This is a genomic window from Arcicella sp., assembly GCF_964672035.1.
In genome coordinates this window covers 16,588-29,957 of sequence record NZ_CBABQS010000010.1, presented here as the reverse complement: position 1 = coordinate 29,957, position 13,370 = coordinate 16,588, and the positions used below count along the sequence as shown (strand labels likewise).

The following is a 13,370-nucleotide window of genomic DNA, read 5'->3' as shown; positions in this document are numbered from 1 at the left end:
TTTATGAATACATTTGTTCAACCAAATCCGCCCGATATTTTAAAATTGCTCTTTGGTTCAATGAACCTTTATCCGTTATTTCTCCTAAATCAATCGAAGGTGACTGTATTGCAATGACCGCTTTAGCAACTTTGGTGGCACTTCCCGTGGATTTTTCTCCTAACTTCTTTAATAAAACAGCCTTGAAATTCTGAATTTCAGGATGTTCAAAAGCCTCTTGATTTGAGGTTTCAGGCGGTAAATTGGCCATTTTTCTACAAGCATCAGGATTCAAAAATAGAATGGCACTCACAAACTCTCTATCCAATCCTGCAATGACAACATCCTGCACAATCGGGGAACCTTCGGCAATAACTTTTGCCTTCATAATCCCCACATTCACCCATGTACCCGTAGAAAGTTTAAAATCTTCGGCAATTCTTCCATCAAAAACTAAACCTTTACTGGCATCACTTTCATCCAAAAACTTGACGGCATCACCCGTTTTATAGAATCCGTCTTCATCAAAGGCATTTTTGGTAGCTTCTTCATTTCGCCAATAGCCAAGGGTTACGTTTGGGGCTTTATAACGAGCTTCCATCTTATCGCCGTCTTTTACCAACTTTACTTGCATACCCGCAACAGGCACGCCTAAAAGTCCTGAAAAACTGCCTTCCCAATTGGCAAACATGGCCGATGGCCCCGATTCAGTGCAACCCAAACCCGTAATAATTGGGATTTTCTTTCCAGTGGTTTCAATTGATAATTCTTCCAAACGATTCCAAATGGGTTGCGCTAAACTTGCGCCTGCATAGAAAATAAATTTTAAATTTTTAAAGAAATTCTTTCTTAAATCTGGTTCATTTTCTAAATACGGAATCAGCATTTCAAAACCTTTTGGTACATTAAAATAAATGCTTGGGGAAATTTCACGCAGATTTTGAACGGTATTTTCGATGCCTTTTGAGGTTGGTTTCCCTTCATCAATAAAAAGTGTTCCGCCGTTATATAGCGTTAATCCGAAGTTATGATTTCCCCCAAAAGTGTGATTCCAAGGCAGCCAGTCTATAAAAGTAGGAGGCGTTTTTTCCATAAAAGGAAACATTTGCCTAATCTGTTGGAGATTAGAACACCACATTTTATGCGTATTGATTACCCCCTTTGGTAAACCTGTTGAACCCGAAGTAAACAAAATCTTGGCAACCGAATCAGCTCCAACTTTATTAAAAGCCTGAGTAACCTTTTCCGTTGATTCTGTGTGTAATAATATTGAAAAACCTACCTCAAAATTATCTTCAACCGATACAATGATTGCTTCTGGAAACATCATTTTTGCAAAATGTAAAGCCTTTTCATAGACTTTCCCGCTTTGGGCAAAAATGAGTTTTGGAGTCATTAATTCCAAACAATGTTTCAATTTGCCAAAATCATCAGATACCAATGAATACGCCTGCGATATTGGCGAATATGGAATGCCTACGTGAGTAGCCGCCAAAGCCAAAAGTGCGTGTTCAATACTATTTTCAGAGAGAATAGCAATTGTTTCATTTTCCTTAAAATCTTGATTTAACAGAAACTGAGCAATATTTTTTACTTTTTGAAGTGTTTCTGCATAAGTAATGGCCGCCCAATCGCCCGAAGGTGAAATTCGCCGAGCAATAAAGGGTTTTTCGGGTGTTTTTTCAGCCCAATGAATTAATTTTTCTGTAATTTTTAGAGGAAAATAGGCCAAAGGTTGTTCCAATTCAAGCAAGATAGATGAATCAGCTAAAATGGTTTTCACGGTAGCATTTGGACCAAAAATATTTTCACTATTTATTTTCATGATATTTTGCGCTCAAGGGATTACATTTCGGTTACTTTCTTAGCTCTTCCTTCCAAAAAATCATTCAATCGTTGTTTAGCATCGGGTGAAGAAGACGCAATTGTTGCCATCATAGATTCCATCAATAAGCCTTCTGTCTGTCCAGAATCCACAATTCTTGGTAAAACGTGCATCAACGCAAAATTGGTCATTCCTGCATTTTGAGCAATTTTTTTGGCTAATTCTATCCCTTTTTCAAGACCATTTCCATCTTCAACCACGTATTGACTCATCCCAATTTTTTCTCCTTCTTCGGCAGAAATTACCCTTCCCGTCAGCATCATATCGGTCATACGAGCCAAACCGATTAATTTTGGCACTCGTACAGAAGCCCCACCACCCACAAAAATTCCTCTCTGACCTTCTGGTAAGGCATAAAAAGTGCTTTTTTCAGCCACTCTGATATGACAAGCAGCGGCTAATTCCAAACCACCGCCAACGCAAGCGCCGTGAATAACTGCTACCACTGGAACGGTGCCGAATTGTACTTTTTCCAAAGCACGATGCCACATTCTGGAATGATGTAATCCTTCAACAATATTCCGTTCTTTTAACTCAGAAAGGTCGAGACCGGCACTAAAATGTTTGCCTTCTGCGTGAATAATGGCACATTTTACTCCTTCGGGTATGTTAGAAAACACTTGTTCAAGCGCCAAAACGAGTTCATCGTTCATGGCATTTCGCTTTTCAGGTCTATTTATTTTTACGAATAAAATTTCGTCTTGTATTTCTGTTAGTAGCATTGGTAAAGTGTATTTATATCAAGAATCACGACCTATTTTTTGCAAAATATATGTCTCACAAATATAAGGATACCTGATATTTAAATCAAATTTTTATTGAAATAATTATAAAACTCGCCAAACTTGAATAACAACTCCATCCGGGTTACGAATTCCTCGACAAATAAAAATAGCATTATTCATCCATTCATATTTACTGCCTATGGGCGCATCAAATTTTGGAACAGCTCTGAAATAATAATCATTGGGTGAAACAACCTCTCCTCTGGCAATTTTAGTGGCAATTTCTGGTGTTGCAACTCTTAATCCAACATTTTTGATATAAATCACTACACCATCGTCCGTTTTTATTTGGTAATGAGCTTCCAATTCAGACACTCCGTCTTTTCTAACAATTTGCCAATCGGCACCACCGTCTAAAATTTCACCTTTTATGGTTGGTCCTTCAAAAGTTCCACCACTAATTGGAATTATTCTGCGAGTTCCATGAGGCGTCTCACCTACGATAATGGCTGGTTTTAACTTTACTTTTAATTCACAAACAAAGGCTAAACCTGGTGCATCAGGGAGGTTTTGGGCGAATAAATTATACGAAAAAAGGGACAAAATAACGAATAATTTTTTCATGCGTTTTTTTAATTTTATGGTATTATGACAATTTTTTTTAGACTATTTCAAAGACTATTTCACAATATAAAGCTCCCTGATATAATAAACAATTATAATATGTTGTATTTTTGAAAAAAGACCAAATTATGCCCGCACGAACTGTATATTTAATCAAAAGAATTGAGACTGAGGTGACAATAAGAATGAATAAATCATTGTCTGAATTTGACATAACTTTATCACAATTTATTGTGTTAAATTTTGTGAATGACAATCAAATAGACTTTTCATCTGCTCAACTTTCAAGACGCTTCAAGATGACTCCACAGTCAATGAATGAGACCGTTTCGAGTTTAAAACGGAAAGAGTTGATTGAAAAAAATGTTGATATTGAGAATAAAAGAATTTTGAGAATCAGCCTCACCGAAAAAGGTTTAGAAATTTTAAATGCTTGTAATTTAGCCATAAATGATGTTGAAACTGAATTGTTTAGAAAATTCACTCCAACTCAAATGGAGTCTTTCAGATCATTAATTGGGATTATTTTGTCTTCAACCAAATAGCAAGTATTGAGGTAAATAAACATTAACTTCGGGTCGAACATAACGGTATTTAAGAACGTCTTATGAGATGCTTTGTGTTTTTAATTTCATAATAACGATTTAGATATTTCCCATATTACTAATGATTAAAGTAGATTTTCAATTATTTTTGAAGAATATAAACATATTACATACTCTAACATAAATACTCCGTTACTTGGAAAAGGAATTAATAATACTTGGTAATCAAATGAGCATCGAATTCTACATCAGTAAAAGTTAAGAAAACATACTTATCTGTCTTTGTTTTAAATAATACTATCACTCCGGAATGTCTTCAAAATTAACAGCTTAAAGTTTTTGTATATAGATTATCAAATGAGAGCATCTTCATCTGAGTCTACCAATACTAATTTAGATCGACCTGAAATTCTGCTGGCCGCACAACGCTGGGCGGCATATTTGATAAATTCAATAGCTATTTTATGAATAAAATTTTAAATTATAGGATGATTAATTAGTACTAAAGGTGGTTTTTTGAGATAATTTTTAGCGTATCTTTGAACGAATAATTTATAATAGACCACTATTTTTTATTGAAAATAAATGCTATTCAATAACAAGCATTTTTATAACCTTAAGTAAATTAAAATGAAAAATAACGATACATTTTTTGATGATAGTAAGATATCCACTTTACAAATTAGTTCTATTCTGATATGTTTTTTGATGAACATGCTTGATGGTATGGACGTAATGGTAATTTCCTATGCAGCACCAGCAATTGCGGTAGAATGGGCAATCAGCCCACAAGCGCTTGGAGGTGTTTTTAGTGCGGGACTTTTGGGAATGACTTTTGGGTCGATGTTTTTAGCTCCTCGTGCTGATATAATGGGTCGTCGAACAATTATTATAATCTCCGCTTTGATAATGGGTATTCTTATATTTAGTACCTCTTTTGCTCAATCTGTAAGCCAACTGGTCTTTCTAAGGTTTCTCAGTGGATTGGGTATTGGCAGCATGTTGGCAAGTACGGCAACTTTAACGGCCGAATACGCACCCCAAAAAACAAAAGATTTTTGGGTAAGTTTCGTAATGAGTGGTTATCCACTTGGGGCAGTTTTATCAGGTTTGGTGGCAGCAAAAATTATTCCGAGCGAGGGTTGGCGAGTCATGTTTCAAACCGCAGGAATTATTACCCTTATCACGTTGCCGTTCATCTATTTTATGCTTTCCGAATCCCTTGATTTCTTGTTGAAATCACGACCAATCAATGCGCTGCAAAAAGCAAACATAATTTTAGGTAAATTAAATCGAAATAAACTGACTACTTTACCTCCTGTTGAGGAGTCAACCGAGCGAATATCTGTTACATCGCTTTTAACGCCCCAACGAAAAATGGCAACTATTTATCTATGGTTGGCACTTTTCATGGCTTTTGGTACTTTATATTTTTTAATTACCTGGCTTCCAAAATTAGCTTCGAGTGCAGGTTTATCCATGGAGTTGGCAATATATGCAGGCACAGTCTTGAATTTAGGGGCATTTTTGGGCATTATAATACAAGGTTATTTATCCAGTAAATTTGGTTTACGACGCACCATATTCGCTTTTCTATTGGCTTCCGCTATATTGATGCTTGTGTTTGGATATTTTACTGGCTCTAATATGGTCTTGGTTTTAGTAGGTCTGATAGGTTTTGGAATTCAAGGTGGTTTTGTTGGAATGTATGCAATGGCTACCCGATTTTATCCAACCAAGATACGCACCACAGGCGTAGGTTGGGCAATGAGCATAGGACGCATCGGGGGAATTGTAGGCCCTATTGGTGGTGGATTTCTCATCGCCTCGGGGTTTTCAATGACTACCAATTTCATTGTTTTCTCCATTCCCATATTGTTGGCAGGGGTCATTACCTTACTTATTTCTTCAAAAGATATTCGTTAAAACACTACATAAAGAATGTACGCAAGCCTTAAAACTTGTGTACATTCTTTATTTCATCAATTAATAGCTTTGATTCTGTTTCAAATAACCCGGTAAATTTGAGGCACCATCAATGGCTGTTTGCGGAATAGGGAAGATTCTTTTGGATTTATCTGTACTATTTTTCTCAGTCCAGGTACCTTCATATTTTCCAAAGCGAATCATGTCCGTACGTCTTTGATGTTCCCAATAAAATTCAAATCCACGTTCTTTGAATAAAATATCTAAAGACATATTTTTTAAAGCAGGTGGTGGATTTGTTCTTGATGCCCTTACCACATTTGCATCCGCCAAAGCACTTGAAATATCGTTGCTTTTACGCAATTTTGCTTCGGCACGCATCAAGTAAATATCCGCCAATCGAAGAATAACAATATCAGCATCTCCCAAGTTTCTACCACTCGCAGATTTTTTACTGAATTCATATTTTTCAACTCGGTAACCCGTAGAGTAATTACTTCCAGCAGTGGTGAAATCAACCTGTTCTGAAAAATCAACTGCTAAAGTTGGTTTATTTCTTGAGTCATTAAATAGTTTTCCTACTTTGAAATTTTTCCCATCTTTACATTTCAAAAATACCCCGTTTTTTCTGATTAATCCGTATTGCTGGCCTCTCAAAATTCCTCGGTTAATATTGTAATCGGTAGCAGAGACGCATGAATCACTTGGATTTGAGTAGATACTCATATTTTGTTTGTAAAATCTTGGATCTACACCTGCTGGGTCTTTGGGAGCGTATTCATTCGCCCAAGTTCGGTAAAAATCGGACGTTATTGCGGGGCCATCCGTACCATTTGCCGCAGGGAATTCAGTTAATGGAAACTGATCACCTGATAGTGAAAAATATGCTAAACGATTGTGGCCGTTCAACTCTGCTCGTTGATCTATCGCAAAAATTAGTTCTTTATTGGTGTGATTATCCGACCCAAATATTGAGAAATAGTCATTAGATAATTGGAATTGACCACCACTGAGTATCTTATCACAATATTCAATTGCTTTGTCCATCTCCTCCGTTTTGAAAGCTACTTTATCAGCGTAAATATCACGATAAACGCCTGCGTTCAGATACAAACGAGCCAATAATCCCCAAACGGCTGATTTTGTTAAACGCCCAGGCCCAACGGTATTATCCAAATTGGGTTCAACCGCTAAAAACTCATTTTTTATGTATTGATATGCCTCTTCGCCACGAATAATTTTTGAAGTTTCGCCTACATCTTCTTTCACAAAAGCAATTCCAAAAAGATCTAAATTCAGCATATTGTAATACGCTCGCATGCCTCTTGCTTCCGCCAAATACGTTTTAGCACTGGGGTCAGGATTATTTGGCAAAGTACTCATCGCTGTAATTGCTCTCGAAATCCCTTGCTGAATTAATAACCAAGCGTTTCTTAGATTGGGGTCAGTACTTTGATACGTATGTTGGTGCATGGCGAGATAAATACCATTATCACCCCAATCTGTACCACCTCGGTAAGGCAAAATGGCCTCATCCGTTGAGATTTCCTGTGCAGCAAACAAGACAGTGTGACTGAATAAATCTGGCAATCGAGCGTAGACAGGTACAATTATACCGTCTGCCGCTTGTTTAGCATTGAGATTGGATGAAGTTGTTTCATCTAAAATCTGCTCTTCTAATTTTGTACAACTTTCAATAAAGGAGATGCCAAACAGTAGCATTAATAAATATATTTTCTTTTTCATTTTTTTTAATTTTTGGGTTTGAAAATGATAATTTTCAAACATTAGAATGATACATTTAAACCGAATACGAATGATTTGGCTTTTGGATAACTCAAATAATCAATACCATAAGAAGCGATTCCATTGATAGTTCTGTCCGTGTTTACCTCCGGATCATAGCCTGTATATTTTGATGCAACAAACAAATTTTGTCCCGTTACTGATAACCTTAAGGCTGAAACCCAGCGATTGATTCCTAAGGCTTTTGTATTGAAATTATAGCCCAATGAAAGGTTATTTAATCTCAAAAACGAAGCATCTTTCAGATATCTTGTTGATACTGGCGCTGCGTTATTGATTGACTCAACACTCGATTCAACTGCTTCTGGCGTAGTATTTAAGCCCTTCGCAATTTTGTTTTTATAGAAATTTGAATTGGCGGTATTATCGTAAATTTTGTTGCCGCTTACACCATTAAAATTGGCAGAAACTTCAAAACCTTTGTAACCAGCATTCACATAAAAATTATACATTGTTGTTGGTAAGGCACTTCCTGCGGCAATTCTATCTTTGTCAGTAATCAATTTATCACCATCAATATCTCTGAAAGTGCTGATTCCCTTATCGTCAAATCCTGTGAATTCTTTCAAGAAAAAAGTACCGATTGGCTGTCCGTTTATGTAGCCATTAATCGTGGCAGAGGTCAAACCCGATCCAGAAGCACTTCCCGAAGGAATGACAGAATAAGGAGAATTATTAACGATATTACTGATAAAAGTTGAGTTTCCTCCTATTTCATAATTAATACCATTTCCAGATTTATGACGATAACTTAACTCCATTTCTAAACCTTTATTAGTGATAGTCATATCTTTTACATTCGTCCAAAAAGTACCTGCGGGTTGCACCGGGTCAGCGGGGATAACTTCTAATAAAATATTGCTGGAAATTTTATTGAAAATATCAATTGAACCCGTTAATGCACCTTTCAATAAGCCAAAATCAAGCCCAATATTGGTTTGATTTGATACTTCCCACTGAATATTTGGGTTAGCTAAACGAGTATAGGTTGTACCCGCTACGTAATTTGTACCATTATCGAGTGGATAACTTGTAGTGCCAGAAACCACCGATGAAAATAGCGCTTGAGTGATTTTTGAAGGAATTTCCTGATTACCTGTTTGTCCCCAACCTGCACGCAATTTCAAATTACTAACAGGCGAAAATTTCATAAAATCCTCTTCGGAAATTTTCCAACCTGCTGAGAATGAGGGAAAATAACCGTATTTATTGTTTGCGCCAAACTTTGAAGAACCATCCGCTCGAAGCGTTGCAGTCAATAAATATCGGTCTTTATACTGATAATTTACTCTGGTAAAAAATGATTGCAATTCATTCTTAATCGCTCCACCACCAGGTCTATTATTGGCTAAAGTCAAATCCTGTCCCAAACCTGGATTATATATTGGTTCAACACCCGTCAAAGGAAATTTGTTAATACTAAAGTTACGACTTTGAATAAAGATATTTTGGTACGAATGTCCCACCAAAACCGAGTAATTATGAAGATTTCCTTCGTGAGAATACGTTAGATAATTTTCAATCAAACTATTACTATTTTTTTGCGTATACGTTTCTAAACGACCATCCTGTAATGGAACTGCATTGGGTAAAGTTTCTAAATCCCTGGTTGAAGTAGAATAATCAACGGCATAATTCAATTTATAAACCAACCCTTTTGCAATTCTAAAGGAAGGAGAAATGTTACCGATTAACCGATTCGTATTGGTCAAATCCTTGTATAAATCTGTGCTAATTAATGGATTTACGAGGTTAGGATAAATAGCGGCCTTGCCATCAGGACCATAGGCAGGGTACGTAGGATTGGTAGAAATGCCACTGGCAATCATGCTTTCAATGGGCGGGCGGGTATTATCCGTGTACGAGCCGTTCAAATTTGCCTCAACAACTAATCTATCCTCTAAAAATTTCTGGGTGACATTAATTCTACCAGTATATCTATTCAAGCCACTTCCTTTCAAGATTCCTTCTTGGTTTTGTAAACCAAAAGAAGCGTAATAAGTAAGTTTGTCGGCTCCTCCAGCCAATGTCAGATTATGATTTTTAGTGTAAGCAGTTCTGGTGATTTCCTTCTGCCAATCGGTATTCCCTTTCAAATCTTCAAGTATGCCACCCGCACTTACCACTTGGGTCCGAAATTCATCTGCCGAAAATACGCCAATCGGTCTGGTAAGGTTAGAAATACTGATGGAAGTAGAATAACTTACCGTTGAAACGCCCGCTTTGCCTTTTTTGGTAGTAATTAAAATAACACCATTTGCACCCCTTGCCCCATAAATTGCGGTTGCCGAGGCATCTTTCAAAACATCCATAGACTCAATATCTTGTGGATTTAAAAATGTCAAAGGATTGGTTGCGCCACCCGTACTTGAATTATCCAAAGCCAAACCATCCACCACAAAAAGTGGCGTACTACCCGTTCTTACGCCTCCTGGGCCTCTAATCGTAATTCCTTGTATCGAACCAGGCTCACCACTGGCCGAAGTAACGTTTACGCCAGCCACTTTTCCTTGCAAAAGTTCTTGGGGAGAATTTACAATACCTTTGTTGAAAGCATCACTTTTTACTGATTTTACTGAACCCGTTAAATCAGATTTTTTTACCGAACCGTAACCCACCACAACCACTTCCGAAAGATTTTTTGTGTCTTGAATTAAGGATACATCTAATTTGGTTTGTGAACCAACGGCCACTTCTTTTGAAAGATAACCAACAAAACTAAATACCAAAATGGATCCCGAATTAGGGACAATAATGGTATAATTGCCATTTGCATCAGAATTCGTGCCTTTATTCGTGCCTTTGATTTTGATGCTTACACTCGGAATGACTTCCTTGGAATCAGAAGCAAATACTTTTCCTGAGACTGAAATATTTTCGAGTCTATTTTGAGAAAAGGCTGAATTTATGGATAATAAAAGCAGGAGTATCCATAAATTTTTTGGGGAATTGGGAAAGGAAAACTTGGTCATAATTATTTTGTTTATGTATGATGATAAAGAAATTTGGTTCTTAGATCACTTTAAAAAACAAAATTACCTCGCTTAAAGTAACTAAGTATTAACAAACAATAAAGATTAGATTAGCAAATTGTTTTGATATCCACACTTTTGATAGACTCCAACGAACAGACTTGTGGGTTGATAATAGCGTTTTCTGAAAGTTTAATAAGGTCGCTGTTCCGAGAATATTTTTTAGAAGTAATATTGATGCTACTAAAAAATCTTTGTTTTATCGCTGACTTATGAATTTGATAACACTTATGGATTGATTAAGGATATTAAGTTAATACTTTTTCCGAAAATTATAAAATAAATAATGCTTTTTTGCATAATTCAAAGACAAAATTCAAAATGAAGATGAGGGTAAATTACCCAAATAAATTGGGAAAAATCAATTCTCATCTCCTTCAAAGTTTTATTTTTTCATTACAAATATCTTGATGGTGGTAAATAATGAGATTTGGCCTCCAATACTTTCCAATTTATTGGATTATTTTCTACTGCCACCATCATTTTAAATTTGCGTAAAATTCTAACCGAGAATTTAGTTTAGCAATATTACTTACGATAAGGTTTAATTATCATAAGTAATTATTAAAATTTTTATCAACATAATTTATACGAACCCAATTTTAAAGCTTCGAGAATGAAATATTCTTGTCCGTGTGACACATTGTTTTGTTTTATTCAATTCTCAGGAGACTTATTATATATAAATCTTAACTGATATTGTTTCAACTAATTAATTATCAGTGACTTATGATAATTAATTAGGTACCCATAAAGTTTACTTTTAAATTGACTTTTTGGTCATTAATTTGGAAAATTTTATTTTTGAAGCAGAACTTAGTGTTCTCTTGTCTTAATCATTAAACTTTTCCTATTAATCCAAGAATTACTGCTTGTTCTACTGAAAGTGTAATCTTATCATTTTCTGAAATTTTGGTATAGTCATTTCTCAGTTTTTGCCAAATTTCTTCCAAATTATTTTCGATGATAAAAATGCCTTTCACTTCTACTGTTATGTATTCTAATTTTGCGTGCCTTACTTTTTCTCTGATTTTTTTTACTAATAAATCGTGTTCCTCTCTTTGTTTAATCTCCTCTGAATTTTCTGTTTTCTCCGTTTTTTGTTGTTCTGAATAAACCGTTTGAATGAATTTTGCAGTAATAGCTTTCCCAGAAGTTTGTTGCTTTTCAACTGCTTTTTGCCATACATCATTTCGTAATTCTTGTGGTATTTTTGCTAAAGCGGCGGCATGGGATTCTCTTATATTTAGGGTTATACTATTTGGGTCTTCACTGTTATTTTTGTCGGAAATTTCCGACAAACCGTTTACAATAGTGGCGGCTTCCATTAATTCATACGCTCTTTGTCGCTTTATTTGCCATTTTCCTTTGCAATATTCTTCAAAAGTTGAGTGTTTTTCACGGTAAAGTTTATTATTTCTAATCTCAAAAAGTGCATTTCCGACTTCAATAAAAGTGTTATACCCTTTTTCAATAATTTTTTCGCAAGCACTTAATTGTGCTTGTTCAGTTGAATCAAGGGGTGATAAATCAATTGGTTCATTGAAATTTGGTGTTAAATCTATGGTGAGGGATTCGCTGTGTAAATCTCCTAATAAGTCGTTACTGAAACTTTTCTTAGCCATTTGAAGGAAATAATGTTATTGATGAATGAAATTAATATTAGTTCTTTAAAAGTACTTCCTCACAAAAAGCTTTGAAGTCAGCGGCACCACGTGAGTCGGCTGAATAATCAAAAATACTTTCTGAAAATGCCGTACATTCCATTAAAGAAACATCTTGTCTGATACTTGATTTGTATAAGGTAATGTCGGAATTTTCCGACAATTTAGCGAAAACCATTTGGCTAAATTTTGTACGCATATCGTACTTATTCATGAGGACACCCCCAAGTTTTATATTGGGATTCATGCGTTTTCTTATTTTTGTACACAGTTGTAATATTTCATCTAAGCCTACATAAGCAAAGTTTTCCCCTTGAATTGGCACAATAAAAAAGTGACTCGCAACCAGCGCATTGATGGTTAACGTACCTAAACTTGGTGGACAATCAATCAGCACGTAGTCGTAATTTCTACCTTCTAATTGTTCTTTCAGAAAATAACCAGAGTCTGGTTCGATATTTAGGCGGTACTCAAAGCCGAGTAGTAAGCGACTTGAGGGTAAAATATCCATATTTTTACCCATCACAATCGTTTCTTCAAATGTTGCTTCGCCGACCAATAATTCTCCAATGTGATGAGCATTGGCTTTAATACCCGAGGCAATACTGAGATTACATTGGGCATCAAGGTCAATTAATAATACCTTAAATCCCTTTTGTGCTAAAGCCGCTCCTAAATTTAAAGTGGTGGTAGTTTTGCCCGTACCTCCTTTATTGTTGGTGATTGAAAATACCTTCATAGTGTAATAATTTCCTGAATGGATTATTTTAAGAGAAACTAAATGTTAATTCTTACGGACAAATTTACAATTTTATAGTTTAAATTATACGCTAATTCCTATAAATACAAAAAGCATTACCATTGCTGATAATGCTTTTTATAAAGTATTGTTATTGAGCAAATAAATTGTAGTACTCAATGGCCTTGTTAATTCAAATATCAGTACCTAATAACCAGTATTTTGCATTGCTTACTTTTCGGTTTGACTTAGCACCACACCATTGCCATAAATAGCATCAAGGAATGTTTGAGGGATTGGTCTCAGCAAATGGTAATCTTTAATATAGATTGCCGCCTAAGGATTATAAGCTTTTGATATTATTGCGATATCATTTTATCTATTTTGTAAAAGTAGTTACATCCAAAATCGTAACCGTCATGCACCATCCTGTAATATATTACTT

At 35.6% G+C, this 13,370-nt stretch carries 9 protein-coding genes; 2 read left to right on the top strand and 7 right to left on the bottom strand.

Features of this window, described 5'->3' with window-relative positions; translation table 11 throughout:
• Nucleotide 1: 1 nt before the first annotated feature.
• The 3 genes from AC1W31_RS04505 to AC1W31_RS04495 form a co-directional block, all read right to left on the bottom strand.
• Nucleotides 2–1,804 carry a feruloyl-CoA synthase gene (locus tag AC1W31_RS04505; RefSeq protein WP_481733215.1) on the bottom strand — a complete coding sequence of 601 codons (1,803 nt, stop codon included), beginning with the start codon at nucleotides 1,802–1,804 and terminating at the stop codon, nucleotides 2–4.
• A 20-nt stretch (nucleotides 1,805–1,824) separates the two neighbouring features.
• Nucleotides 1,825–2,586 (bottom strand): crotonase/enoyl-CoA hydratase family protein, encoded by a 762-nt coding sequence (locus AC1W31_RS04500; RefSeq protein ID WP_481733214.1) that lies wholly within the window; start codon nucleotides 2,584–2,586, stop codon nucleotides 1,825–1,827.
• Nucleotides 2,587–2,691: 105 nt separating this feature from the next.
• Entirely contained in the window at nucleotides 2,692–3,213 is a 522-nt protein-coding gene (locus AC1W31_RS04495) for a DUF3237 domain-containing protein (RefSeq protein ID WP_481733213.1), read from the bottom strand.
• Between the two features lie 128 nt (nucleotides 3,214–3,341).
• On the opposite strand from AC1W31_RS04495, the gene AC1W31_RS04490 reads away from it, so the two are divergent.
• Nucleotides 3,342–3,758 (top strand): MarR family winged helix-turn-helix transcriptional regulator, encoded by a 417-nt coding sequence (locus AC1W31_RS04490; protein WP_481733212.1) that lies wholly within the window; start codon nucleotides 3,342–3,344, stop codon nucleotides 3,756–3,758.
• Between the two features lie 630 nt (nucleotides 3,759–4,388).
• A complete protein-coding gene (locus AC1W31_RS04485) occupies nucleotides 4,389–5,684 on the top strand; it encodes an MFS transporter (protein ID WP_481733211.1) in 1,296 nt (431 codons plus the stop codon).
• A gap of 60 nt (nucleotides 5,685–5,744) precedes the next feature.
• Here AC1W31_RS04485 and AC1W31_RS04480 read toward each other — a convergent pair whose 3' ends face one another.
• From AC1W31_RS04480 to AC1W31_RS04465, 4 genes are all read right to left on the bottom strand, one after another.
• On the bottom strand, nucleotides 5,745–7,430 hold the full coding sequence (locus tag AC1W31_RS04480; protein WP_481733210.1) for a RagB/SusD family nutrient uptake outer membrane protein: 1,686 nt from the start codon (nucleotides 7,428–7,430) through the stop codon (nucleotides 5,745–5,747).
• Nucleotides 7,431–7,471: 41 nt separating this feature from the next.
• On the bottom strand, nucleotides 7,472–10,462 hold the full coding sequence (locus AC1W31_RS04475; RefSeq protein WP_481733209.1) for a SusC/RagA family TonB-linked outer membrane protein: 2,991 nt from the start codon (nucleotides 10,460–10,462) through the stop codon (nucleotides 7,472–7,474).
• A gap of 899 nt (nucleotides 10,463–11,361) precedes the next feature.
• Entirely contained in the window at nucleotides 11,362–12,147 is a 786-nt protein-coding gene (locus AC1W31_RS04470) for a hypothetical protein (protein WP_481733208.1), read from the bottom strand.
• Nucleotides 12,148–12,184: 37 nt separating this feature from the next.
• Nucleotides 12,185–12,925: a ParA family protein gene (locus AC1W31_RS04465; RefSeq protein ID WP_481733207.1), complete on the bottom strand. Its 741-nt coding sequence runs from the start codon at nucleotides 12,923–12,925 to the stop codon at nucleotides 12,185–12,187.
• Nucleotides 12,926–13,370 lie beyond the last annotated feature (445 nt).